This is a genomic window from Falsochrobactrum shanghaiense, assembly GCF_003149535.1.
In the GTDB taxonomy this organism is placed as follows: domain Bacteria; phylum Pseudomonadota; class Alphaproteobacteria; order Rhizobiales; family Rhizobiaceae; genus Brucella; species Brucella shanghaiense.
In genome coordinates this window covers 1-24870 of record NZ_QGDB01000011.1, presented here as the reverse complement: position 1 = coordinate 24870, position 24870 = coordinate 1, and the positions used below count along the sequence as shown (strand labels likewise).

Below are 24870 nucleotides of genomic sequence, written 5' to 3'. Positions count from 1 at the left end.
TGCGGATCATTATTCATCAATTGATCTGAATAGGTATCATATTCTGCGCGAAACGCAACGACGTTGATCTCCAAGCGTATCATTGGAATTCTATACGATATGTTTACAGATCATTTTTGCCTGCCGGGCACTGGGCGTCGGTCGTCTTTCCGTCGATTAGCATATGTAGCAGGTTGAGCACATGTGTTTTCGTTGCCACGCCTTGATCGAGAGCCAGTTCTACAGCTCGAACGACAATCTGTTCGTCGTGATGAAGCACAAGAGCAAGGATATCGGCCATCTCGCGATCACCACCAAGGCGGCGGAGCATCTGGTCTTGAAGTTGCCGAAAGGCTAGCGGCAAGGTAATGCCGCCAATCGTAGATTGTCCTTGGCGGTTTGTCGTGGCTGCGTTCTATGATTCTCGGATGTTCACAAAGGATATTGCCCTCGGCTGCAACGACCAGTCGTTCGGGATAAATCCTCAGGCTGACAGGCCGGTTCGCAAATGATGCTGGTACGCTGTAACGATTACGCTCGAAGGTGATCAGGCATGTCGGTGACGCCCGCTTGCTCTGCTCGACGAAACCGCCGAACGCGGCATGCAAGGCCATCAACGCGGCCTGCTCAACAGCCCACACATCTGCGATCGAACCGGAGAGGCTGCCGTGTGGTGTCTCCTGCCACAAGTCCAGGCAATGCTGTTCCAGCCAGAGATTCAACGTTGCCAAATCCGGGAAGTCTGGCATCTGTTGCCATAGGCGGGGGTGAGAATCCTGAACATTTTTCTCGACCTGACCCTTCTCCCAACCCGCAGCAGGATTGCAGAACTCTGGTGCAAAGACGTAATGGTTCGTCATCGCGAGGAAGCGGAGATTAACCTGCCGCTCCTTGCCGCGGTCGACGCGATCAACTGCGGTGCGCATGTTGTCATATATTCCCCGCGCGGGCACCCCGCCAAACACCCTGAAGCTCTGCCAATGGGCATCGAACAACATCTCATGCGTTTGCAGCAGGTAAGCCCTGATTAGGAACGCCCGACTGTGCGATAGCTTGATATGTGCGACCTGGAGCTTCGTGCGCTCGCCGCCGATCACGGCATAGTCCTCGCTCCAATCGAACTGGAAAGCTTCACCTGGGCGGAAAGAAAGCGGAACGAAGATGCCGCAGCCCGTCGTCTGCTGCTCACGTTGCCGGTCAACCCGCCCAAATGACCCGGTAAAGCCAAGAGCTACCAGATCGGCATGAAGCTGCTTCAGTGTTCGTCGCTGCTTGCGTGACCTCCCCGCCTCGGTCTTCAACCAAGCAGAAAGTTTATCCGCAAAAGGATCAAGCTTGCTTGGGCGGTCTGGTACCGTGAAGCTTGGCTCGATCGTACCTGCGTTCAAATATTTTGCGATCGTGTTGCGTGACAGCCCGGTGCGTCGGCTGATCTCTCGGACCGACTGCTTATCGCGCAGCGCCATCCGCCGAATAATATTTAAAAGTCCCATATGGATCACTCCGTTGCCTCCCCATCGCTTACCGCGTTGGGGGGAGTTCACATGGCTCAATTCTCAACGGAAATTATGCACTTAACTGGCTCAGTTCCGCATGGAAACCAACAGCCTTTGGTTTGGGCGGCAATTTCACCACAGCTCCCAACGTGGGGCCCGACGAACCAGACCGAACCAAGGCAGCATCCTGTGCATCCTTGCAAGCCTGGCTTGTCGGTTTTACCAATCGCAATACGAGATCAAACCCTTAGATCAATGAGGCAGGAGACATTCTCTCCTATTGTCGAAAGGAGCCCGATCATGACCCAGAAAACCATCCTGCGCAGCGATGAGCTTTCCTGCCCGTCCTGCGTGCCGAAGATCGAAAAGGCGCTCAACGCCCTTCCGGGTGTCGCAAAAGCCGAGGTGCACTTCAACACCGGCAAGATCGAGGTCGAGCACGACCTCGCGCAATCAAGCGTCGAAGCCTTAGTCGAGGCGGTGCGCGGAACCGGTTACGAGGCACAGCCTGCCGCCTTCTGATCGGCACTCTGCCTTTTTTTCGCCGCGCCGCGAGCCGGCGCGGCAGACACGCTTTTCCGGTATGGATGAGGATGAAAGGAGTGATGAGATGAGCAATCTTGTCAGCAGGATCAGGAGCGCCTTCGTGCATCCGGCACGGCGACGCTTCTGGCTGACGGTCGGCAGCGGCGGGTTGATCACGGCGGGCCTTCTGGCGCGTTACGGCTTTGGCATGATCGAGGCATGGACGGCGCTGATGGTCGCGGCAGCTTTTCTTGCCGGCTCAGATATCGCCATCCGCGCCTGGCGCTCGCTGCGTGTAAAGCATTTCAGCATCGAATTGCTGGTCACCGTTGCGGCGGTCGGTGCGCTCATTATCGGCGAGGTCTGGGAATCGGCGGCCGTCACCTTCCTGTTCATGTTCGGCGGCTGGCTGGAGGCGCGCACCATGGGCCAGACCCGTGGCGCACTGAAGGCGCTGCTTGATGCCGCGCCCGCCACGGCGACCGTTTTGCGCGACGGCGAACCCGTCGAAATGCCCGCACATATGGTCGAGATCGGCGAGACCGTGCTGGTGAGGGCTGGCCAGCGCATTTCTGTGGACGGCGAAGTCACTGAAGGCACCGCCGCCGTCAGCGAGGCGGCGATTACCGGTGAGCCAATGCCGGCCGAGAAGGCACCGGGCAGCCACGTTCACGCCGGGACCATTGCCGAAAATGGTCTCCTGCGCATTCGTGCCACCAATGTCGGCGCCGACACCACGCTTGCCCGCATCATTCAGCGCGTTGAGGAAGCGCAGGAGGAAAAGGCCCCGAGTCAACGCATGATCGAGCGCTTTGCGCAATGGTATACACCGTCGATCATCGGGCTCGCGGTTGCCACCTTCGCCGTGACGCAGGACATCCGCCTGGCGCTGACGCTGCTGGTCGTCGGCTGCCCCGGCGCGCTGGTGATTTCGACGCCGGTCTCCATCGTCGCCGGCATCGGCCGCGCTGCGCGCAGCGGCATCCTCATCAAAGGCGGCCAGCATCTGGAAAGTGCGGGCCGGATCGACACGCTGGCGCTCGACAAGACCGGCACGCTGACGGAAGGCAAACCTCAGCTCGCCTCCATCGTCACGCTGGGCGGAGTGACGGAAGCCGAGTTGCTGCATCTGGCCGCAACCGCCGCCTGATGGATATGCTCGGCATCCCGCTGGGCCAGGAGGGCGAAGCTGCCCTGGACCGTCTGCTGTCCAACGGCCAGACGCCGATCCTGGTGGCACGTGACGGGCAGTTGATCGGGCTGCTGGGCATGTCCGACATGGCCCGGGAAGGCGCGGCGGAAGCCATCGCCCGGCTGCGCGACATCGGCATAGGCCGCGTGGTCATGCTGACCGGCGACCAGCATGGCGCGGCCGAGGCCATTGCCCGCGAGGTCGGCGTCGACGAGGTCCATGCCGGGTTGATGCCCGAGGAGAAGCTGGAACTGATCCGCAAGATGAACGCGGATGGCGCGCATGTCGCCATGGTCGGCGACGGCATCAACGATGCCCCCGCTCTTGCCGCCGCCGACACCTCGATCGCCATGGGTGCGGCCGGCAGCGACGTCGCCATCGAGACCGCCGACATCGCGCTTCTCAAGGACGATCTCGGCAAGATCCCCGAGGCGATGGCGATCTCGCGCGCGACGCTGGGCAATATGCGCCAGAACCTTGTCATCGCGCTGGTGACGGTAGCGGGATTGCTGGCAGGCGTGTTCTCCGGCAATGTCCACATGGCCGGCGGCATGCTGGTCCACCAGCTTTCGGTGCTGATCGTCATCGCCAACGGCATGCGCCTTCTGCGCGTGCCGAAGGCCGCAGCGCCCGGCCGAAGAGCCGCAAAAGCCGCCACCGCCCTTCCCGCAACTGAGGCCGCGCGAGGCTGACGCCTCCTGGCAGACCCCGTTCCGATGCGGGGTCTGTTGTTGTTGAAGCGTCAATCCTGTCTCATCGTCCGGAACTACCGGAAAGGATCGATATGAATGCCAGGACCGCCCCATGGAACGACGTGCTCGACTTCTGGTTTCCAGAAGGCCGCTCGTCAGTGATAGCGGCTGGAAGGCATCGCGATCACTGGGCGTGGCGGCTGCACGGCGGCGCGGACGACACGATCATGGCGCGCTTCGCCGACCTCACGAGCAGCGCAGCTTCAGGCGATCTCGACGACTGGGCCGGCGAGGCCGAAGGCAGGTTGGCGCTCATCATCGTGCTCGACCAGTTCTCGCGCTCGCTCTGGCGCGGTACGCCACGCGCATTCGCGCAAGATCCTGCCGCGCTGTCGCTGGCGATGGAGGGGTTCTCGAACGGCCACTACGCATCGCTGGGCAAGCCCCGGTTCAGGATCGTCTATAGCCAGCCGCTTGGCCATTGCGAAGGCCCGGATCATCTCGAACGCATTGATCTGCTCGTCAGGCTTCGCGAAGAAATCGCAGCGGAAGCGCCTGCTTCGCTTCAGCCGATATACCAGTCACTGGTGAAACAGGCCGGCGATGTACGCAAGGTTATCGCCGCTTTCGGCCGTCACCCGCACCGCAATCAGGTCCTCGGCCGAGAATCGACACAGGCGGAAGAAGCTTACATCGCCAGAGGCGATTTCCCGCACGACAGGGCGTTTCAGGCGTGACGTCTGGAGGCGAAGCGCATCGCGCGTTGATGCTTTCGCCAGCTGCCAGGGTAAGTTACGGTTGCTGCGTATTCATATTCTCTGGAAGGAAAACATCATGGCTGACACCTGGCTTCCCTCACTCAAGACAGCGACCCCGCAGGAGGGGTTCGACCTTGCCACCAAAATGGCGCGGGTCGGCGTCAAAGTAACCCAGCCTTCCGCCGAGATTCGCGACAAGCTGCGCGCGGCCTACGATCAGGACACTGCGCAACTCATCGCTTCATCGCAAGTGATCGCCATCCATTTCCAGACGGTCGCGGCAGCCAACAATTACTGGCGCGACTGATGCCCTCGCTTACGATCGACGCCGGAGCGTGGTCGCGCCAGCGTTTCAGTCAAAGTTTCAATCCGCGCAATCGCAGCGCATTGGCGATGACGCTGACCGACGACAGCGACATGGCGGCCGCCGCAATGATCGGTGACAAAAGGAGGCCGAAAGAAGGGTAAAGCACGCCCGCGGCAACCGGGATGCCGGCGGCATTATAAATGAAGGCGAAGAACAGGTTCTGGCGGATGTTCGCCATCGTCGCCTCGGATAACCTCCGCGCCTTGACGATCCCCATAAGGTCGCCCTTGAGCAGGGTGACGCCAGCGCTTTCGATGGCGACATCGGTGCCCGAGCCCATGGCAATGCCGACATCGGCCGCAGCAAGCGCGGGGGCGTCGTTCACCCCGTCGCCGGCCATCGCCACCACCCGGCCTTCCGCCTTGAGACGGCTCACCACGGCGCTTTTTGCATCCGGCAGGACGTCCGCCTCGACCTCGTCGATGCCCAGTTGACGAGCAACCGCTTCGGCTGTGGTTTTATTGTCGCCGGTCAGCATGACGATGCGGATGCCTTCGCCATGCAAGGCGTTCAGCGCCTCCTGCGTCGTCGCCTTGACCGGATCGGCAATGGCGAAGATGCCGCCTGCTTTACCCTCGATGCCGATATAGATCGCCGTCGCGCCATCATGGCGCAAGGCGTCCGCCTGTTCGGCAAGTAAGGTAACGTCAACGCCATGCTCCTTGAGGAACGCCGCATTGCCGAGTGCGATCGCCTTACCCTCGACGGTGCCGAGCGCGCCCTTGCCGAGAGGGGAGTCGAAGTCCACCACAGGCGGGATAGCGATGCCCTTCTTCTCCGCCGTCTCCACAATCGCCAGAGCAAGCGGGTGTTCCGACGCTTTCTCGACGCCAGCGGCCAGCCGCAGGATTTCCGTTTCGTTGAAGCCCCTTGCCGGGACGATTGCTGTCACCGATGGCCTGCCCTCGGTGAGCGTACCGGTCTTGTCGACGACAAGCGTATCGACCTTCTCCATGTGCTCGAGCGCTTCGGCATTCTTGATCAGCACGCCCGCGCCTGCGCCCTTGCCGACACCGACCATGATTGACATCGGCGTCGCCAGCCCCAATGCGCAGGGACAGGCGATGATCAGTACCGAAACGGCCACGACCAGCCCGTAGGCGAAGCGCGGCTCCGGCCCCCAGATGCCCCAGACGATGAAGGCGAGAATCGCGATGACGATGACCAGCGGCACGAACCAGCCCGATACCTGATCGGCCATGCGCTGGATCGGGGCGCGCGAACGCTGCGCGTCAGCGACCATCTGGACGATGCGTGACAGCATCGTATCGCGACCGACTTTTTCCGCACGGATCACCAGGGCCCCGGTCTGGTTCAGCGTGCCGCCGATGACCTGATCTCCCACAGTGCGGGTGACGGGCATGGATTCGCCGGTCACCATCGCCTCATCGAGCGAGGAGCGACCATCCTCCACGACGCCATCGACCGGCACGGTTTCGCCGGGGCGGACACGCAGCCTGTCGCCAAGGATAACGTGCTCGACCGGCACGTCTTCCTCCGACCCGTCGTCGCGGATGCGCCGCGCGGTCTTCGGTGCCAGGTCAAGAAGCGCCTTGATCGCGCCCGAGGTCTGTTCGCGGGCGCGCAGTTCCAGCAGCTGGCCGAGCAGCACCAGAACGGTGATGACCGCTGCCGCCTCGAAATAGACCGCGACCGTGCCGTCCGCTGCGCGGAAGGCTGCGGGGAAAATGCCCGGCGCAATGGCGGCAACGATGCTGTAAGCCCAGGCGACGCCGGTGCCCATGGCGATCAGGGTGAACATGTTGAGACTGCGATTGACCAGCGAGGCCCAGGCGCGCTCGAAGAACGGCAATCCGCACCACAAAACCACTGGCGTCGCCAGAACGAGCTGAATCCAGATCGATATCCGCATCGGCACCAGATGATGCAACGCGGGCACGAGGTGGCTGCCCATTTCGAGCACGAAGACCGGAGCGGCGAGGACGAGCCCGATCCAGAAGCGCTTCGTCATGTCGGCAAGTTCCGGGCTGGGGCCGCTGTCGGCGGTCACCACCAGCGGCTCCAGCGCCATGCCGCAGATCGGACAGCTTCCCGGCCCATCCTGCCGGATCTCGGGATGCATCGGACAGGTCCAGATCGTACCCTCGGGTGCGTCCGGAGCGGGTGCCGCGTCTCCTGCCAGATACCGGGCCGGGTCCGCCGCGAATTTCGCCTTGCAGGAAGCGGAGCAGAAATAGTGGGTGTGGCCCTCGTGGGTCAGGTGATGCTCCGCCGTCAGCGGATCGACCTCCATACCGCACACAGGGTCCTTCACCTTATGGGCGTGGCCAGAATGGTCATGAGTGTGGGAATGGTGCCGATGCTCGTGTCCGTTCATTTTCTAACCCGCCGCCTCATTGAACCTGGGAAACTTAACTTATCTTATCTTGCCGAGCAGCGCGTTCAGCCCCTCGGCCATCGTCGGGTGCGCAAGAATGGCGTCGCGCAGGACGCTATATGGCAACCCGCCAAGCATGGCCGCCTGCACCACGGCCATCACTTCCCCAGCCTCCGAGCCAATCATGGTAAAGCCTGCGATCCGGTCCTGTGGATCGATCAGCACCTTCATGAATCCTGCGGTCTGCGATGTGGTCCGCGTCCGCAGCACCGCCTTCATCGGCAGTTTCGCAACGCGCATATCCATTCCATTGGCCCGCGCTTCCACTTCGCTCATGCCGATGCGGGCAAGCGGCGGGTCGATGAACATGCAATAGGGCATCAGCCGCCCGGCGGTCGTTCTGTTTCCACCGTCGAGATTGTCGCGGATAAGTCGGAAATCATCGAGCGACGCGTGGGTGAATTGCGGACTTCCCGCGCACTCACCGATGGCCCATACGCCCTTCGCGGTCGTCTCCAGTCGTTCGGTCACCTTGATATAGCCGCGATCCGTCAGCGCAATGCCTGCCTCTTCGAGTCCGATACCCCGCGTGTTGGGCGTGCGACCGGCAGCGACCAGAATGTCGGTACCCTCGATCAGTCTCGAACCGTCCGGCGTGCGAATGGTGGCGCGCACGCTTTCGCCCGACCGGCCCTCCATTTTCTCGACTTCGGCCGGCAAGAGCACCTCCATGCCCTCCGCCTCCAGAATCCGCCGGACTTCTTCGGAAACATCCTCATCCTCGCGCTTCAGCAATCGTGGCCCACGGTCCACAATGGTAACGCGGCTGCCGAAACGCCGGTAGGCCTGTGCGAGTTCAAGGCCGACATAGCCGCCGCCGAGCACGATCAGATGTGCCGGCAACCGGTCCAGTTCGAGCGCTTCGATGTGGGTGAGCGGCTTGGCTTCGGGCAGACCGGGGACAGGCGGAACGCTTGCATGTGTCCCGAGATTGAGGAACAACTTTTCCGCGGCGAGCAGCCGCGTCCCGCCGTCGTTCAGTGCGACCTCGACCGTCGTTGGTCCGATGAGGCGGGCATTGCCCATGATGAGCTCCGCGCCCGTCGCCTCGTAGCGTTCGAGATGAAACGCAACCAGCCCCTCGACCATGGCGCGCTTGCGCGCGACGACCGTTTTCATGTCGATCGAGACGGGACCGACGGCAACGCCATACTCTCCGGCGTGGGCAACGGCATGAGCGATTCCCGCGCTCCAGATCTCATTCTTGCTGGGCAGGCAGTTGATATTGGGGCACGAGCCGCCGATCCAGCGCCGCTCGAGGACAGCTACCTTCTGGCCGGCTTGGGCCATATGCCAAGCGAGGTATTTGCCACCCTCACCACTGCCGATCACGACGGCGTCGTAGTGCTCCGCTTCCGTCATCAACTACGCATCCTTTTGTAACATCGGCCCTATCCGCGCGATGAGGATATGGCATTCGACCATATATGCAGGATCATGTCATACTCTTGCGGGGTTGAACAATTACTGTTGTGTTTGCGGGCGGTCCCTTGAAATGGCCTCACTACCAGTTTCGGCGCCGTCCCATCATTTCCGGGCCAGGGCCTTTAAATGGACCGGAATTATCGAGTGTAATCGATTCTGCTCCGGCTGTATTGCCCGAAAGGGAATATGCTGGCTGTACAGGATTGGCCGACTTTCTGTAGGAGAAAATCATGTCGCTGAATGATAAAGTCATCTTGGTAACCGGTGCCGGCCAGGGGATCGGACGCGGCATCGCGCTGCGGCTTGCAAAGGAAGGCGCCGACCTCGCGCTGGCCGACATCAAGGCCGACAAGCTCGAATCCGTTCGCAAGGAGGTGGAAGCGCTCGGCCGCAAGGCGACCACTATCGTCGCCAACGTCAGCAAGCGTGACGAAGTCTATGCCGCCATCGACCATGCGGAAAAGGAACTCGGCGGGTTCGACGTCATCGTCAACAATGCCGGTATCGCCCAGGTCAAGCCGATCGCCGACGTCACGCCCGAGGACATGGACCTGATCTTCCGCATCAATGTCGACGGCGTACTCTGGGGAATCCAGGCGGCTGCGAAGAAATTCAAGGATCGCGACCAGAAGGGTAAGATCATTAACGCCTGCTCGATCGCCGGACATGACGGTTTCGCCATGCTCGGCGTCTATTCGGCGACAAAGTTCGCCGTGCGTGCGCTGACGCAAGCCTCCGCCAAGGAATATGCGAGCGCAGGCATCACGGTGAACGCCTATTGCCCCGGTATCGTCGGCACCGACATGTGGGTGGAGATCGACGAGCGCTTTTCCGAGATCACCGGGACGCCGAAAGGCGAAACCTACAAGAAATATGTCGAGGGCATCGCTTTGGGCCGCGCGCAGACACCGGAGGACGTTGCAGCGTTGGTCGCCTTCCTCGCGAGTGCCGATTCCGACTACATCACCGGACAGTCGATCCTGACCGATGGCGGTATCGTCTATCGATAAGGCCGCCTGCCAGATCGCGAACGTTCAGAAGCGTCCGCATCGGGAAACGGCCTTGAGAATTTCTCCTGCCGTCATCCGGTTAACCCCCTGATTGGTAGGAAGGCTCCACAGGACCGGCGTCTGGTCGGCGTCGCAGTGAGATCACACTGCGCGCCCGGATTGGATCGGCAAGCAGCCTGAGTCCGTTCAACACCACCAACACGGTGCCGCCCTCATGTCCTACGACCGCGAGCGGCAGAGGCAAGGCAAAAAACAGGCTCGAGGCGACCAGAAGCAGCATCATGCCGATGGCGAAGGCGAGGTTCTGACGGATGATCCGGCGGGTACGACGCGCCAGCCGATGGGCGGCGGCGAGACGGGCCATGTCCTCCGACAACAGTGCAACATCGGCCGCCTGCAGGGCGACGTCGCTGCCTGCCGCGCCCATGGCAATACCGACATCGGCGCGCGCCAGCGCAGCGGCGTCGTTCACCCCGTCGCCGACAAAGGCCACCTTTCCATTCCTCGCCAGTTCGCCCACCAGCCGGACCTTGTCTTCAGGCAGCAGATCGGCATGGACATCCTTTGCCTCCAGTCCGAGTTCCGCGGCGATCCGCAAGCCGACAGGGCGCCGGTCGCCGGTCATCATGGCGATAGTCCCCACCCCAGCCGCCGTGAGCGCGGCCAAGCCGACGGCCGAGGTCTCACGCGGACGGTCGGCGACGGTGAGCGCGCCATAAACCCTGTCTCCCCGCCCCAGCCACACCACGGTCTGACTGCCGTCCGTCAGTTGCGCATATTCGGGTGCGTCGAGCGATGCCTCCATGCGTGCCGCCATGCGCGGATTGCCAGCCCAGAGCGCACCCACGGCGTCTTCCCCCGTAATCCCCTCACTGGGCACGGTTTCCACATCGCGCACCTCGGCGGCGGTTATGCCTTTTTCGTCGATGTAGCGACGGATCGCATCGGCAATTGGATGCTCGGAATGCGCCTCGAGACCGGCGATCAATGACAGGAACCGCTCTTCGGGTTTCTGCGTCACAATTTGCGTCACCTCGGCCTTGCCCGTGGTCAGCGTACCGGTCTTGTCGAAGGCGAAGATATCGACCTCGGCCAGCGTCTCCAGCGCCGCGCCACCCTTGAACAGAACGCCGCCGCGTGCGGCCGCCGCCAGCGACGAGAGTATCGCGGCCGGGACCGATATCACCACCGCGCAGGGGCTGGCCGCGACAAGCAGCGTCGCTGCGCGATAGAGCGCATCCTGCATCGTCCAGCCAAGCGCGAGGAATATCAGCAGGGCCAGCACCGCGCCGGCGAGAACCGCGATGGTATAGCGCTGGCCGAACCAGGCGCTGAACCGTTCGGATGGCGCGCGCGCCGCCTGGGCTTCCGTCACCAGTTCGATCATCCGCGCCACGGTGCTTTCCGCTACCGGGCGAGTGACGCGCACCACCAGCACGGCGTTGAGGTTCACCGTTGCCTCGAACACCTTTGCACCGGGGCTTTTGCTGACCGGCATCGATTCGCCGGTGATCGTCGCTTCGTCGAGCGAGCCTTCCCCTTCCGCCACCTCGCCATCGGCCGGCACGCGCGCGCCGGGGCGCAGCACCACCAGGTCGCCGGCCACGAGATCGCCCACCGGAACTTCCGTGACGGCGCCGTCAGGAGCGCGCCTCAGCGCGGTGTCGGGACGCAATGCCATCAGTGCCTCGACCGCATGACGCGCCCGGCCCATCGCCCGTTGCTCCAACGTGGTCGACAGGCTGAACAGCGTCAGCAGCACCGCCCCTTCGAGCGCAGCCCCCACCGCAGCGGCGGCGAGGGCGGCCACGATCATCAGAAGATCAATGTCGAGGATCCGCTCGCGCCAGAGCGACGTCAGGGCCCGGACCCCGGTCGGCACACCACCGGCCAGATAGACCAGAACGAGACCGACCGGTCCCCAAAGACCGGCGATCAGAAAGGCATCGACAGTCGCAAGCGCCATCCCGGCAAGCGTGACGCCGGTCAATGCTGTCATGAAGCGGTCGGAAGAAAGGTCGATTTGCAATTTGTGTTCCTGGCTGTGCCGCGTCGGCGGCAGTGGCTGGGGAAACCGGGCAGCGGTGCGCCATACGGCTGGCGCTACATTCCCGGTCGATCAGGTTCCGTTATTTCTTTTCCATCACGGCATCGAGCTTACCTCCAGGACCGCATGCCGCAATGAAGGGAAAGGAAGGATCATGGTATTCCTTTCCCGAGACAGCCTGCTTGCGCTCGGCGGCCCTCCAGAAGGTCGGCGTCGGTGGCGAGCACATCAGCCATGAAATCCATGAAGGCGCGGATACGGGCGGTGTTGCGCAGATCCTCATGGGTCAGCAACCACAGATCGAGCCGGAAATCTTCAGGAAACAGGGCGATGCGGAAAAGGTCGGGCGCGCGGTCAGCCACGACGCAGGGCAGCGGCGCAAGGCCACTTCCAGCTCTCGCCGCGGCAAGGGCGGCCGAGATCGAGTTGGTGCGATAGATCGGCTGCATTTCCGGCAGCCAGTCAGCCAGCCGTTGACCGATTGCTCCGTGCGAGCGGCCGAAGCCGATCCAGTCGTTAACGGCAAGATCGTCATCGATCCCTTGAGCGGCGCGTTCTGCCGAGGCATAAACCCCAAATGCCAGCCGCCCAACCCGGCGACCGACCAGAGTTTCCTGCGGCGTGTTGCCGATGCGCAGAGCGACATCGGCCTCGCGTCGGGTCAGGTCGAGGGGAATGTCCGAAACGATCACTTCCAATTCGATCCCCGGTTGCGCTGCATGGAAGGCCGCCAGATGTGGCGGCAACAACCCCGTCGCCAGCATGTCGATGGCTGTGATACGGATAAGCCCGCTCAGGCGCTGGTCCTGTCCGGTCACCTGACGCGACAGGGCGATAATCTCCTCGTCGATCCGGATGGCGGTCTCCTGCATGGCCTCTCCGGCGCCCGTCAGCGCATAGCCGTCCGGCAGCCGCTCGAAGAGCCGGACGCCCAGACGTTCCTCGAAGGCGCCAAGACGGCGAAACACGGTCGAGTGCGTTACGCCAAGGCTGCGTGCTGCTCCAGACAGGGTTCCCGCCCGGGCCACAGCGAGAAAGAAGCGCAGATCGTCCCAGTTCTGGTTGTGCGCAGTCATGAACAACTCATCTCCTGCAAGCCTGCCCCCCATTGCCAGCAACACCTCGCATTCGCTTTGCTCCATCAGAGAAGCTTGACCATGATCATTGCTCCACGTAAGTATGTGACTGCTCACTTACTAGGTATCTTATGCGAAAATCCGCAGAATTGCGCAAGGCCGAAATCGTTGCCGCCGTCCTCGACCTGGCCGATCGGATCGGGCCGGATCGGGTGACGACGGGCGCCACCGCAGCCGCCGTTGGCGTAAGCCAGGCGGCCCTGTTCCGGCATTTCCCGACCAAGGACACGCTGTGGCTTGCCGTAGCGGATCATGTGGCCGGAGAACTGGCCATGAAATGGGAATGGGCTCTGGCTGCGACCGATGATCCCGTCGATCGGATCAAGGCGCTGATGGGCGCGCAGTTGAGACAGATCGTGGCGACGCCGACGCTGCCTACGCTGCTGTTCTCGCGCGAGCTGAATGTCGGCAATGAGGATCTGCGCGCAGCCTTTCGCGGCCTGCTGATGAAGTTTCAGGGGCTGATCATCGCCGAACTGGCTCGCGGTCAGGACGCTGGCTTCTTGCGCCGCGAAGTCGCTGTGGAGGATGCCGCCGTTCTGTTGACGTCGTTGGTGCAGGGGATGGCGATCCGCTGGTCGCTCGGGGCGCGCAACTTCTCCCTGATCGGAGAAGGAAAGCGACTCCTTGACGTGCAACTTCGGCTTCTGGCCGTGAAGGAGAATTAGTACGCTCTATCAAAAACGCCACCTTTTACGGCGGCGTCTTTCGATTTTCTTTTATGTCAAAGGCTCACCCAACTGCCATTTTTTCCGGATGATCGGACACAGGCGTCGATGAATGCCACACCTTTGACGCCATCATCGATTGTTGGATAGATCACAGCAGAGTCCGGCATTGTATTGTCGCGTCGCGCCTGAATGGCATTGGCGGCTTCCGTGTAGATGGTCGCGAAAGCTTCCAGATAGCCTTCCGGGTGGCCGCCGGGTATACGTGTCACACGTGTTGCCGCCGTCCCGACACCTGCTCCGCCACGCGTGATAAGGCGCTTCTGCTCGCCAAATGGCGTGAACCATAGCCGGTTTGGATCCTCCTGCGCCCATTCAAGCCCACCCTTCGTACCGTAAACGCGAAGACGCAGCGCATTCTCATTACCCGGTGCAACCTGACTACACCAAAGCATGCCTTTTGCCCCACCGGCAAAGCGCAACATCACATGAGCATTGTCATCCAGCCGACGGCCCGGAACAAAACTGTCCAGATCAGCCGCAAGGCTGTCAAGCGTCAGGCCGGTTACAAACGATGCCAGATTGAATGCATGCGTACCAATGTCACCCGTAGCCCCGCCAAGCCCGGATTGCGCCGGATCGGTGCGCCAGACAGCGCCTTTGGCGCCGGTCTCTTCCACTGCTTCGGTCAGCCAGTCCTGCGCATATTCGACCTGAACGACGCGCAGATCCCCCAGCTCGCCATTAGCGATCATTTCACGTGCCTGCCGGACCATGGGATATCCGGTGTAATTGTGCGTGAGCACAAAAAGGGCGTCGCTCTCATCGGCTATTTTCTTCAGTTTCCTAGCGTCTGCTAGTGTTGATGTCAGCGGTTTGTCGCAAATCACGTGGATGCCGTGCTTCAGAAACTCTTTCGCAGCATCGTAGTGCACATGATTGGGTGTTACGATTGCGACTGCCTCAATACCGTTTTTTAATCGCGCTTCACGGATCGCCATTTCCTTGTAATTGGAATAGATGCGATCCGCAGCGAGGCCGAGTTCACGCCCCGAAGTCTGCGCTTTTTCAGCAGAAGACGACAGCGCCCCCGCCACCAGTTCGAACCGGTTATCAAGCCGCGATGCCATTCTATGAACGCCACCGATAAAGGCACCTGCACCGCCGCCAACCATACCAAGGCGAATATGCGGACTCGCGGTTTCTTTGCTTTTAGCCTCGATTGTCATTGTTTTCCCTCAAAGTCCCAGCATACGGCGGTTGGCAGCGTCATCCGTGCCGCCAGCAGCAAAATCGTCAAACGCTTTCTCGGTCACGCGGATGATATGCGCCTTCACAAATTCGGCACCCTCACGCGCGCCATCTTCGGGATGTTTGAGTGCACATTCCCATTCCACCACAGCCCAGCCGTCAAAATCATTGGCTGCCATTTTCGCGAAGATTGCGCCGAAATCAACATGTCCATCTCCCGGTGAACGGAACCGGCCAGCGCGATTGACCCAGCTCTGATATCCACCATAAACGCCCTGTCGGCCTGTCGGATTAAACTCCGCATCTTTGACGTGGAACATCTTGATGCGCTCCTTGTAGATATCGATATTGTCGAGATAATCCAGACACTGAAGCACGTAATGCGAAGGATCGTAGAGCATGTTGGCGCGCGGATGGTTGCGGACGCGCTCAAGGAACATCTCGAATGTCACGCCATCATGCATATCTTCACCCGGATGGATTTCATAGCAAATGTCGACGCCGTTTTCTTCGGCATGATCGAGCAGCGGCTGCCAGCGGCGCGCAAGCTCGTCGAACGCCATTTCGACAAGGCCGGCCGGGCGCTGCGGCCAAGGATAGATATAGGGCCACGCCAATGCGCCTGAGAACGTCGCATGTGCGCTAATGCCCAGATTGCGAGAAGCAGTGATCGCCATCCTGACCTGTTCGACGGCCCATGCCTGACGCGCTTTCGGATTGCCGCGCACCTCCGGTACTGCGAAGCCGTCGAATGCTTCGTCATAGGCGGGATGGACTGCGACCAGCTGCCCTTGCAGATGGGTCGAAAGCTCTGTTACTTCTACGCCATTCTGCTTCGCTACGCCTACAAACTCATCGCAATAATCTTTTGATTCCGAAGCCTTCTTCAGATCGATCAATTGGCTTGCCCAAGTCGGCACCTGCACACCGGCATAGCCTTTTTCAGCAGCCCATTTGGTAATGTTGTCCCACGAGTTGAACGGTGCTTCATCGCCTGCAAACTGTCCGAGAAATATCCCGGGGCCCTTGATCGTTTTCATCAAAAGTCCTCCAACTGAAAATTCAACCCTGCATCTAGCGCAAGGGTACAAAACCGCCCTAAACGGTAAGCGACGCGTCCGCCGGAGCGGACGCGTATGTGTCTGTTAGAAAGGTGAATCCGGGAAGTAGAACTGCTCGGCATTATCCTTGGTGACCAGCGTGGCATCAAGAATATACTCGCCGCTTACCGGAATCTGGTCATAGAAGTGACCGGCAGTGAGCTGCATTGCCGTGGCTACCATTGCTGGCGGATAGAGCACATCCACCGGCACAAGCTTGTCACCGTCCATGACCTTCTTGATCATGTCCTTAGAACCCGCACCTGCTATGATATACTGGATGTCCTCGCGCTTGGCCTGTTTGATAGCTTCAAGCACACCCACTGCCATGTCGTCATCCTGACACCAGATCACGTCTATCTTTGGATATTTTGTCAGGAAGTCCTGCGTGACACGGAAAGCATCGTCGCGGTTCCAGTTGCCGTACTGACGATCAAGAACCTTGACATTGGAACCCTCGATGCCCTTGTCAAAGCCATCCTGACGCTGCTGATCAATTGGAATCGGCAGACCGCGAATGACGACAACCTGTGCGTCAGGCGTGGTCTTTTTGATGTACTCACCTGCGACCTGTCCAAGGGCCGGATTGTTGCCCGCCACGTACAGATCACGGATAGAATTGTCGTTATTGCTTGGCGCGCGGTCAACGAGCGCTACGAAAGTGCCCTTGTCCTTGATTTCCTTGATAGCATTGACAAGCGGATCCGGATCAGACGGCAGAACCACCAATCCGTCCAGCCCCTGAACGGCCAAATCCTGCAAAGCATTTGCCTGACTGGCCGCATCCGGTGATGTCTTGACGATCATATTGAGACCCGGGTGTTCAGCCATCAAAAGCTTGGCTACGCGTTCGGCGTGATAGACAACGCCCGCGGTCCAGCCATGATCAGCGGCTGGAATGGACACGCCGATTGTGATCTTCTTGTCCTGTGCGCTGGCAATGCCCGTGAAGGCGAGCGCGCCTGCGGCCAGCGCGGTAAAAGCAACGCCTAAAAGTTTTCCTCGCATGATTTCCTCCCATAGTGTTCAGGGGGCTTCATCATTTTGTGGCCGGACCGCCCCTACAATCCCGCCAAAACACTCAAGTCATCGCCGCGAAAGCGAGCGCTGCACCAACATGGCGATAATAATGATCGCACCCTGAATGGCACTGATCAGATACTCGCTGATGAAATTGGAAAGCAGCATAATATTGCCGACAATCTCAAGAATGAACGCACCGCAAATCGTGCCCCAGACACGCCCAACACCGCCGCGCAATGCCGTGCCACCAACCACTACTGCGGTAATCGCCTGCAACTCCCATAACATGCCGGTTGTGGCCGACGTGGATCCAAGGCGCGGTACATAGAGAAGCACGGCAACGGCAACGCAAAGCCCCTGCACGATATAGGCAATCGTGCGAACACGTTTCACAGAAATTCCCGAATAGCGCGCAACATCTTCGCTCGAGCCGACCGCGATGACATGACGTCCGTAACGGGTCCGGTAAAGAACGAACGCGGCAATCGCCCCCGTTACAAAAATAACAACGACCGGTACAGGAATGCCCATGATCGAGCCGAAATAGGCTGGCCGGTACAGTGTCTGGATCTCGGAGTTCCGCAAGGTAATCGCGCCGCCCTGCGACAGCCATGTCGTCAAGCCGCGATAAATTCCCATCGTGCCAAGCGTGGCAATGAATGGCTCTATGCCGCCGAGCGTGGTGATCAATCCGTTTGCCAGACCGCACGCCGCCCCCACCAAAACCGCCAGAATAACGGCAGCAATCAACATCAGGACAGGATCGGCTATGACGCCACTGTTCATGAACAGGATCATGACGCTGCCAACGAAAGCAGCCATGGCCCCGACAGAAAGATCCAGTCCGCCTGACGAAATCACATAGGTCGCACCAAGCGCAACAATAGCGATGAACGCACTTCGGGTCACAACATTGAGCAAGTTATCTACGCTGATGAAGTTCGGATTGGCGACCGCACCCAGAACAAGCAGCAAAAGCAGCGCGATGAACGGCGCAATAGCCCTCAGGTCCCAGTCCCTGGAGGTCTTTATAGATCTGCTTTTGTTAGTTACTACGTCTGTCATTTACTCCCCTCTTTTACTCTACTCACGCTGCTTCTTCGGTGCCGACGCCCGTTGCCAAGACAACGATGTCATGTTCGGTCATGCGTTCACCTGTTACCTCACCGGCGATCCTGCCCTCACGCATAACGACAATACGGTCACAAACACCGATCAGCTCCGGCATTTCAGAGGAGACGACGATAATCGATCTCCCCTCATCCGCCAGATTGGCGATAAACTGGTAAATCTGTTCCTTGGTGCCAACATCGATGCCGCGCGTTGGCTCGTCAATGATAACGATAGACGGATTGAGCATCATCATTTTGGCCAAGAGGAGTTTTTGCTGGTTTCCGCCCGAAAGCTGTCCCGCCAAAATGTCCTTGCGACCAGTACGAATATCGAATTCGGCAATAGCGTCGTCGAGCGCTGCCCGCTCCTTGCGCCGATCGATCTGTAACCCACTGACAAACTTGCTGATGGAAGCCAGCGTGAGATTGATACCAATATCCTTGGCAAGCAGAAGACCCTTGCCCTTACGATCTTCACTCAAATAGGCGATACCGGCGGAAAGGCTTTCATGCGCATTTCGGAAACTCACGGGCTTGCCGTTGTGGCGGACATTGCCCTTGCCGGAACGCAAGCCAACAATACCTTCCATAAGCTCTGTGCGACCCGCACCGACAAGGCCTGCAAAGCCGAGAATCTCGCCTCTGGCGAGTTGAAAACTGGCTGTCTTCACATAGCCGGGAACAACGAAGTCCTCGACTTCCAGCACGAGCTCTCGACTTTGCTGCGCCGCACGATCAGGATAAAGCTTGGCGACATCGCGCCCAACCATCAGCCGGGCCATATCATTTGGCTCCAGCTCCGATGTCATGTGGGCAGCAACCAAAGCTCCATCGCGCAATACCGTCACGTGATCAGAAATCTCCTTCACCTCAGGCAAGCGGTGCGAAATATATAGGACGGCAATACCCTTAGCCCGAATATCGCAGATGACCTTCAAAAGCGCTTCGGTTTCAACCGGCGTCAGCGACGCGGTCGGCTCATCAAAAATTACAACACGGTGCGGAACCAGCAAAACACGTGCAATCTGCACGAGCTGGCGCTGCGCAATCGACAGGTTTCCAACGATGGCATCCGGATCGATCTCAGCCCCAAGATCGCGAATGGCCTTGCGCGCGCCCTCGCGCATTGACCTGTCATCGACCACAAAACCGTTGGATAATTCGCGACCAAGATAGATGTTCTGTGCAACGGTCAAATCAGGTGCCAGTAATATTTCCTGATGCACAAGAACAATGCCGTGCGCTTCGGCTTCAACCGGGCCGGAAAATGCAATCGGCTTTCCATCCATACGAATTTCACCGCTCGTGGGGCGTTCATTGCCTGCAAGCAGCTTCATCAAAGTTGACTTGCCGGCGCCGTTTTCACCAATGATCGCATGAACTTCGCCACCATAAATGTTCAGATTGATATTATTCAAAACCTGAACCGGCCCGAACGATTTCGATAGAGAAATCGCTTCAAGCAGCGCAGAACGGTCGCCTTTAACGGTGGAACTCATGCGTAGTCACCAATAAAGGCGCTACACACGCAACACGCTTCCTGCCGCATATTTCCTGAACACTTTGGCTGCACGCGAATTCCTCCCAGATCCACACATGTGAACCTTAGCCGTCGTCTTGAGGTACGTAAAGCAGAATCGTAAGCCCTTTACTTGGGGCTGGGATCGAAAATATGTCCCCACAGACCGGTTTATCGCCCAATGACGGACTTTTTTGCTATTTCCAAGGCCTTCCGCGGGCATTGCCAAGTTATTTGATTAAGGCTTCGAGCAGCTTGGGCGTGTGTTTCTCAGGCATCATTTCATCAGTGTAGTCACGCCATAATGGAAATGCATCGATACGTGCATAGCGGTAGGAGATAGCGTTGAGATTGTAGCGGCGAGGGCCGATGATCGTATTGATTTGATCGTGGTCCGACAAAAACCGTTGCGCCTGACGCGGTGATTTAAACCGCCCCATGATTTTCTCCCGTTTTCGGCTCGGACGATGTGAGTTTTCAATTCTGTAGTTCAGGCCTTTATGGACCCTATGATTGGCATTTGGCGCAAGGTCTTGTATCGGCTTAATATAACTGCGCAGCTTGTCGGTCACGACGACGCGTGGTTGACCGAATTGCTTGACCAGCCTTGAGAAGAAACTCTTAGTGGCCGTGGTATTGCGGCGTGCTTGAACCAGAATATCAAGAACATCGCCATCTGCGTCAATTGCCCGCCAGAGCCAGAGCTTTCTCCCGGCAATCGTGATGACGACTTCATCAAGGTGCCACTTGTCTTTTGGCTGTGGCCGACCCTTGCGGATACAATCGGCAAAGTGGCGGCCAAAGCGATTGATCTAAAGGCGAACCGTCTCCCGGCTGACGATTACGCCACGCTCAGCAAGAAGATCCTCCACATCGGCCGTGCTCAACGCAAATCGATAATAGGTCCAGACCGCGTAGGCAACAATCTCACGCGGAAAACGAAAACCCTTCAACCGTGGAAAGCTGCTCGGTAATTTCATCGCGAGTTGATAACCCATATGCAAAGGTCAAACAACTTGGCAATGCCGTCCGGGCAATTAGGGGGCTATTCCACGCCTCTGATCGCCACGTCCTAGCTGCAAGACAACTGCTCGTCATTATCAACGCCATGATCCGAGACAAACAACCCATCAGGCTATGATCCTGAACACGGTTGCCCGGTTGCAATTGATACGTGAACTAAAATGAACAGCAAGTATTTTTTGATTTACGTACCTCATTTTTGATCCTATGTTCCTCGACGAGGAGCAGGGATGAAACCTACCGTACATGATATAGCCAGAACTGCGGGCGTCAGCCTAGCCACAGTTGACCGTGTGCTGAACGACCGCCCCGGTGTAAGAGCCAAGACACGCGAGCGTGTAACGGAGGCAATGAACAGCCTCGGCTATGTACGCGATGTGGGTGCGGCCAATCTTGCGCGCGGCAAGCTTTACCAGTTCGATTTTATTTTTCCGGATAATGAAAACACCTTCATGCAAAGCCTGCGAGCAGAACTTGAATCCGCGGCTGAACGTAGCCTCTCAGAGCGCGTTTTGATCAATGTGGTGCTCGTTCCAGCCTTTGATGAAGGGGCGCTCGTTGAAGCGCTGAACGCCTGTGTTAACCGCAAACCAGACGGCGTAGCTTTCGTTGCCGTTGACACAGATCCGGTGCGAGAAGCCTGTGTACGCCTTTCCGGGCAAGGTATACACGCGGTAACGCTTGTTTCCGACCTTGGTAACTCAACACGTGCGCATTATGTCGGTATTGACAATGGCGCTGCCGGTCGCACGGCAGCACGCCTTCTCGGCCTTTTTGCCAGCGGGACCAATGGTGCCATTGCAGTAATCGCCGGCTCATTGAAAGTCCATGATCATCAGGAGCGGTTTGACGGCTTCGCTGCTGCAATGAAAACCGATTTCCCGCAGCATGAAATATTGCCCATCCTCGAAGGATTCGACGAAGGAGCGCGCGTCGAAAAACTGGTGAGCGAGCTTCTCGCAAAGCGCAGCGATGTCGTCGGCCTCTACAGCCTGGGTGCCGGTAACAGCGGTCTTGTTAAAGCTCTTGCGGCTCACTCCAGCATAAACCGTCCTCTTGTCGTTGCCCATGAACGCGATGCGGTGACGTCGCAAGCCCTTAAGGAAGGGCTAATTCATGCGGTTCTGGCACAGGATGCGGGGCATGAGATTCGCAGCGCGATCCGAGTTCTGAAAGCATCGGCTGATCGTCTCGCCATCGTACCAGGGCAGGAACATATCCGCATCGAAATCTTTCTCAAAGACAACCTGCCACAACTCGACTGAAGTGCAGGTAAAGCCTCAATGCCACAGGAGCGACCATGTATCTCGGGCTTGAACTTGGAACATCCGGCGTAAAAGCGCTTCTAATCGATGACAGGCAGCATGTGATCGGTTCCGCACATGGTAATCTGGATGTCCTGCGCCCTCACCCCAGCAGGAGCGAACAGGATCCTGCGCATTGGATCCAGGCATGTGAAGCAGCGATTGATGACTTGCGTGCGGCCCATCCGAAAGAGTTTTCAGCCATCAGTGGGATCGGACTACCAGGCCAGATGTATGGTGCAACTCTTCTCGATGAAAACGATCAGCTGCCGCGCCCCTGCATTCTCTGGAATGACACTCGTAGCCATAAGGGAGCTGCGGAGCTAAGCCCACTCGCTGAATGAGCAGACGATAGCGAACCAGCATCAACATTGGAGGAGCATGATGAGCACCGGATTTTTTGGAGATATCCAGAAAGTACGTTACGAAGGACCCGACAGCGACAATCCGCTGGCATTTCGCCATTACAACCCCGACGAAATCGTCCTCGGCAAGCGACTGGAAGACCACCTGCGCTTTGCAATCGCCTATTGGCACAGCTTCGCCTGGGAGGGCGGCGATCCTTTTGGCGGTCGCACATTCGACCGTCCCTGGCACAAGAATGGCCTAGAGGCTGCGAAGCTCAAGGCCGATGTAGCCTTCGAATTTTTCTCGCTTCTCGGTGCGCCGTTTTATTGCTTTCACGATGCGGATGTTCGTCCCGAAGGCGATAGCTTTACCGAAAACAAGAAATATCTGAACGAAATCGTCGATATTTTTGAGAAGAAACAAGCCGAAACCGGCATCAAACTTCTTTGGGGTACAGCCAACCTCTTCTATCACCGCCGCTATATGTCCGGTGCTGCGACCAATCCCGACCCGGAAGTGTTTGCTTTCGCAGCCGCTACCGTCAAAACCTGTCTCGACGCAACGAAACGATTAGGCGGTCAGAACTATGTGTTATGGGGCGGTCGTGAAGGGTACTCGACCCTGCTCAATACTGACCTTTCGCGCGAACTGGACAATATGGGCCGCTTCCTCAATCTCGTGGTTGAATATAAGCACAAGATTGGTTTCGAAGGTACAATCCTGATCGAGCCGAAGCCACAGGAACCGACCAAGCATCAGTATGACTATGATGTTGCGACGGTTTATGGCTTCCTGAAGCGCTACGGCCTTGAGAACGAGGTGAAGGTCAATATCGAGCAGGGTCACGCCATTCTGGCCGGACATTCGTTCGAGCATGAGCTGGCGCTGGCCCGCACACTCGGTATTCTTGGCTCCATAGACATGAACCGCAACGACTATCAGTCGGGCTGGGATACCGATCAGTTTCCGAACAATGTGCCCGAAATGGCGCTTGCCTATTATCAGGTGCTGCTTGACGGCGGCTTCAGGAACGGCGGCACCAATTTCGACGCGAAGCTTCGCCGCCAGTCTCTTGACCCGCAGGATCTTCTGATAGGGCATATTGGCGGGATGGACTGTTGCGCTCGCGGCCTTAAAGCTGCCGCTCGCATGCTGGAAGACGGTGCGCTCTCCAAGCCGCTCGATGAGCGCTATGCTGGGTGGTCCGGAAATTTCGGCCAAAACCTTGCAACAGGTCTTTCACTGGAGCAGATCGCTGCGAAGGTCGAAGAGGAAAACATCAACCCGCAGCCCCGATCAGGCCGTCAGGAATATCTGGAAAACGTCGTCAACCGCTACGTTTGATTGCTCAAAATTAAAAACCCCGCTCAATTGTGAACTGCCCCTTTCAAGTTGGACGTTTGATTGAGTGGGATGATTTGAGAATTGGGTCCTGTATTGTACGGGGCTCAGCCCTTTAAGTTTCATCCTGATGCGATCATTATTGTAATAGTTTATATAGTCCTCAACACCTTTGCGAAAGCTTTCGATACTGTCGAAGTGTCCGAGATAAAAGAACTCGGATTTGAGCGTTGCGAAGAAGCTTTCTATAGCCGCATTATCGAGGCAGTTTTCTTTGCGAGACATGAACGGGGTGATATTGCGGCTTTTGAGCATCTGATACTGCGAGCCCCGATCGGAGTGCAAATCGGTCTATCGCTGTCATCCAGGCGACTTATAGCCTTTTCGAGCATGTTCTTGACCAGTTTGAAGATCGGTCGTCTGGCCGTTTCAAAGGCAATGATTTCGCCATTGTGAAGGTCCATGACCGGCGACAGGAAGAGCTTTTCGCCAGCAATATTGAACTCGGTGACATCGGTCGCCCATTTCTGGTTCATGCGTTTTGCCGAGAACTGGCGTCACACGAGCGGCCTGTCCTTTGTAGGAGCGATATTTCTTCGGCCAGACCAGAGACTGTTGATTGCCGCTGAGAAGTGACCCGGTGGGGGTGCGGATAAAAACTTGGACTGGTTTTACGTCACAATGCCAAGACTGTTTCGATATTCGATTGGGCTTCGAGCGCCAAGTGATATCTTGATCCGCTTCTCGTTGTACCATCGAATGTAGTCATCGACTTCCTTGATAAACTGCTCAAGTGTGGTGGTCTTCCAATCACGGGGGTAGAAGAGCTCTGTTTTCAGTCTTCCGAAGAAGCCTTCGCATGCAGCGTTATCTGGGGAACAAGCCTTGCGGGACATTGAGCGCACCAGCTTCGCATCACTGATCCTCGATAGCCAACCCGGCCAGCGATAATGTGCACCGCGATCAGAATGCACTATTGGCCGCTTATCTGCGTCGGTCACAGTTTCTATGGCGGCATCAAGCATCATATTGACCAATTCCGCATCTGGTCTCGTTCCGAGTGACCAGCTGATAACCAAACCATCGAAACAGTCGATGATGGGTGAGAGATACACCTTGCCAGCCGGGATTTGGAATTCAGTGATATCGGTCAGCC

19 protein-coding genes and 4 pseudogenes are annotated in these 24870 nt (G+C 58.4%); 10 read left to right on the top strand and 13 right to left on the bottom strand.

Translation table 11 applies throughout. The features are described 5' to 3' along the window. Positions 1-133 precede the first annotated feature (133 nt). Positions 134-1472, bottom strand: a pseudogene (istA, locus tag DKP76_RS17640) (IS21 family transposase); the annotation flags it as partial. Between the two features lie 303 nt (positions 1473-1775). Here istA and DKP76_RS17635 point away from each other — a divergent pair. From DKP76_RS17635 to DKP76_RS17620, 5 genes are all read left to right on the top strand, one after another. After that, on the top strand, positions 1776-1997 hold the full coding sequence (locus tag DKP76_RS17635) for a heavy-metal-associated domain-containing protein (protein WP_109707980.1): 222 nt from the start codon (positions 1776-1778) through the stop codon (positions 1995-1997). Between the two features lie 88 nt (positions 1998-2085). Next, positions 2086-3150, top strand: coding sequence for a heavy metal translocating P-type ATPase (locus tag DKP76_RS19705; RefSeq protein WP_245410277.1), 1065 nt, complete (start codon positions 2086-2088; stop codon positions 3148-3150). Next, entirely contained in the window at positions 3150-3884 is a 735-nt protein-coding gene (locus tag DKP76_RS19700; RefSeq protein WP_245410276.1) for an HAD-IC family P-type ATPase, read from the top strand. The genes DKP76_RS19705 and DKP76_RS19700 overlap by 1 nt, the downstream gene beginning before the upstream one ends. A 92-nt stretch (positions 3885-3976) precedes the next feature. Then, positions 3977-4621 carry a DUF924 family protein gene (locus DKP76_RS17625; RefSeq protein ID WP_109707979.1) on the top strand — a complete coding sequence of 215 codons (645 nt, stop codon included), beginning with the start codon at positions 3977-3979 and terminating at the stop codon, positions 4619-4621. Positions 4622-4718: 97 nt separating this feature from the next. Beyond that, on the top strand, positions 4719-4949 hold the full coding sequence (locus DKP76_RS17620) for a hexameric tyrosine-coordinated heme protein (RefSeq protein WP_024845346.1): 231 nt from the start codon (positions 4719-4721) through the stop codon (positions 4947-4949). 49 nt (positions 4950-4998) lie between these two features. Here DKP76_RS17620 and DKP76_RS17615 read toward each other — a convergent pair whose 3' ends face one another. Together DKP76_RS17615 and DKP76_RS17610 are read right to left on the bottom strand one after the other, a co-directional pair. Then, a complete protein-coding gene (locus DKP76_RS17615; RefSeq protein ID WP_109707978.1) occupies positions 4999-7347 on the bottom strand; it encodes a heavy metal translocating P-type ATPase in 2349 nt (782 codons plus the stop codon). Positions 7348-7386: 39 nt separating this feature from the next. Then, the gene (locus DKP76_RS17610) at positions 7387-8769 is read right to left on the bottom strand and encodes a mercuric reductase (RefSeq protein WP_109707977.1); all 1383 of its coding nucleotides are present in this window, start codon (positions 8767-8769) and stop codon (positions 7387-7389) included. Between the two features lie 293 nt (positions 8770-9062). Here DKP76_RS17610 and DKP76_RS17605 point away from each other — a divergent pair, with 293 nt between their 5' ends. After that, positions 9063-9842 carry an acetoin reductase gene (locus tag DKP76_RS17605; protein ID WP_109707976.1) on the top strand — a complete coding sequence of 260 codons (780 nt, stop codon included), beginning with the start codon at positions 9063-9065 and terminating at the stop codon, positions 9840-9842. Between the two features lie 79 nt (positions 9843-9921). On the opposite strand, the gene DKP76_RS17600 is transcribed toward DKP76_RS17605, so the two are convergent. Continuing rightward, entirely contained in the window at positions 9922-11871 is a 1950-nt protein-coding gene (locus DKP76_RS17600; protein ID WP_109707975.1) for a heavy metal translocating P-type ATPase, read from the bottom strand. 170 nt (positions 11872-12041) lie between these two features. Further along, complete coding sequence (locus DKP76_RS17595; RefSeq protein WP_109707988.1) at positions 12042-12965, bottom strand: LysR family transcriptional regulator; 924 nt, start codon at positions 12963-12965, stop codon at positions 12042-12044. A gap of 131 nt (positions 12966-13096) precedes the next feature. Here DKP76_RS17595 and DKP76_RS17590 point away from each other — a divergent pair, with 131 nt between their 5' ends. After that, entirely contained in the window at positions 13097-13693 is a 597-nt protein-coding gene (locus tag DKP76_RS17590; RefSeq protein ID WP_245410275.1) for a TetR/AcrR family transcriptional regulator, read from the top strand. A 56-nt stretch (positions 13694-13749) separates the two neighbouring features. On the opposite strand, the gene DKP76_RS17585 is transcribed toward DKP76_RS17590, so the two are convergent. From DKP76_RS17585 to DKP76_RS17560, 6 genes and pseudogenes are all read right to left on the bottom strand, one after another. Then, on the bottom strand, positions 13750-14922 hold the full coding sequence (locus DKP76_RS17585) for a Gfo/Idh/MocA family protein (protein WP_109707973.1): 1173 nt from the start codon (positions 14920-14922) through the stop codon (positions 13750-13752). Between the two features lie 9 nt (positions 14923-14931). Next, on the bottom strand, positions 14932-15984 hold the full coding sequence (locus DKP76_RS17580) for a sugar phosphate isomerase/epimerase family protein (protein ID WP_109707972.1): 1053 nt from the start codon (positions 15982-15984) through the stop codon (positions 14932-14934). 105 nt (positions 15985-16089) lie between these two features. Beyond that, entirely contained in the window at positions 16090-17052 is a 963-nt protein-coding gene (locus DKP76_RS17575) for a substrate-binding domain-containing protein (protein ID WP_109707971.1), read from the bottom strand. A 78-nt stretch (positions 17053-17130) separates the two neighbouring features. After that, positions 17131-18132 (bottom strand): ABC transporter permease, encoded by a 1002-nt coding sequence (locus tag DKP76_RS17570; protein WP_109707970.1) that lies wholly within the window; start codon positions 18130-18132, stop codon positions 17131-17133. 22 nt (positions 18133-18154) lie between these two features. Then, entirely contained in the window at positions 18155-19678 is a 1524-nt protein-coding gene (locus DKP76_RS17565) for a sugar ABC transporter ATP-binding protein (protein ID WP_109707969.1), read from the bottom strand. Positions 19679-19928: 250 nt separating this feature from the next. Continuing rightward, a pseudogene (locus DKP76_RS17560) lies at positions 19929-20678 on the bottom strand (IS6 family transposase). Positions 20679-20951: 273 nt separating this feature from the next. On the opposite strand from DKP76_RS17560, the gene DKP76_RS17555 reads away from it, so the two are divergent. From DKP76_RS17555 to xylA, 3 genes and pseudogenes are all read left to right on the top strand, one after another. Continuing rightward, the gene (locus tag DKP76_RS17555; RefSeq protein ID WP_109707968.1) at positions 20952-21986 is read left to right on the top strand and encodes a LacI family DNA-binding transcriptional regulator; all 1035 of its coding nucleotides are present in this window, start codon (positions 20952-20954) and stop codon (positions 21984-21986) included. 35 nt (positions 21987-22021) lie between these two features. Beyond that, a pseudogene (locus tag DKP76_RS17550) lies at positions 22022-22351 on the top strand (FGGY family carbohydrate kinase); the annotation flags it as partial. 58 nt (positions 22352-22409) lie between these two features. Then, on the top strand, positions 22410-23717 hold the full coding sequence (xylA, locus tag DKP76_RS17545; RefSeq protein ID WP_109707967.1) for a xylose isomerase: 1308 nt from the start codon (positions 22410-22412) through the stop codon (positions 23715-23717). 81 nt (positions 23718-23798) lie between these two features. Here xylA and DKP76_RS19695 read toward each other — a convergent pair. Beyond that, positions 23799-24329: pseudogene (locus DKP76_RS19695) on the bottom strand (IS3 family transposase); the annotation flags it as partial. Positions 24330-24385: 56 nt separating this feature from the next. Further along, the coding region (locus DKP76_RS17535) for an IS3 family transposase (RefSeq protein WP_109707965.1) at positions 24386-24870 on the bottom strand (485 nt) is incomplete at its 5' end.

Excerpts from the sequence above, each read along its gene's own strand:
- DKP76_RS19705 (WP_245410277.1), top strand. The coding sequence starts at position 2,086 with ATGAGCAATCTTGTCAGCAGGATCAGGAGCGCCTTCGTGCATCCGGCA.
- DKP76_RS17625 (WP_109707979.1), top strand. The coding sequence starts at position 3,977 with ATGAATGCCAGGACCGCCCCATGGAACGACGTGCTCGACTTCTGGTTT.
- xylA (WP_109707967.1), top strand. The coding sequence starts at position 22,410 with ATGAGCACCGGATTTTTTGGAGATATCCAGAAAGTACGTTACGAAGGA.
- DKP76_RS17555 (WP_109707968.1), top strand. The coding sequence starts at position 20,952 with ATGAAACCTACCGTACATGATATAGCCAGAACTGCGGGCGTCAGCCTA.
- DKP76_RS17585 (WP_109707973.1), bottom strand. The coding sequence starts at position 14,922 with ATGACAATCGAGGCTAAAAGCAAAGAAACCGCGAGTCCGCATATTCGC.
- DKP76_RS17565 (WP_109707969.1), bottom strand. The coding sequence starts at position 19,678 with ATGAGTTCCACCGTTAAAGGCGACCGTTCTGCGCTGCTTGAAGCGATT.
- DKP76_RS17615 (WP_109707978.1), bottom strand. The coding sequence starts at position 7,347 with ATGAACGGACACGAGCATCGGCACCATTCCCACACTCATGACCATTCT.
- DKP76_RS17595 (WP_109707988.1), bottom strand. The coding sequence starts at position 12,965 with ATGACTGCGCACAACCAGAACTGGGACGATCTGCGCTTCTTTCTCGCT.
- DKP76_RS17620 (WP_024845346.1), top strand. The coding sequence starts at position 4,719 with ATGGCTGACACCTGGCTTCCCTCACTCAAGACAGCGACCCCGCAGGAG.
- DKP76_RS17575 (WP_109707971.1), bottom strand. The coding sequence starts at position 17,052 with ATGCGAGGAAAACTTTTAGGCGTTGCTTTTACCGCGCTGGCCGCAGGC.
- DKP76_RS17580 (WP_109707972.1), bottom strand. The coding sequence starts at position 15,984 with ATGAAAACGATCAAGGGCCCCGGGATATTTCTCGGACAGTTTGCAGGC.
- DKP76_RS19700 (WP_245410276.1), top strand. The coding sequence starts at position 3,150 with ATGGATATGCTCGGCATCCCGCTGGGCCAGGAGGGCGAAGCTGCCCTG.
- DKP76_RS17635 (WP_109707980.1), top strand. The coding sequence starts at position 1,776 with ATGACCCAGAAAACCATCCTGCGCAGCGATGAGCTTTCCTGCCCGTCC.
- DKP76_RS17590 (WP_245410275.1), top strand. The coding sequence starts at position 13,097 with ATGCGAAAATCCGCAGAATTGCGCAAGGCCGAAATCGTTGCCGCCGTC.
- DKP76_RS17610 (WP_109707977.1), bottom strand. The coding sequence starts at position 8,769 with ATGACGGAAGCGGAGCACTACGACGCCGTCGTGATCGGCAGTGGTGAG.
- DKP76_RS17605 (WP_109707976.1), top strand. The coding sequence starts at position 9,063 with ATGTCGCTGAATGATAAAGTCATCTTGGTAACCGGTGCCGGCCAGGGG.
- DKP76_RS17570 (WP_109707970.1), bottom strand. The coding sequence starts at position 18,132 with ATGACAGACGTAGTAACTAACAAAAGCAGATCTATAAAGACCTCCAGG.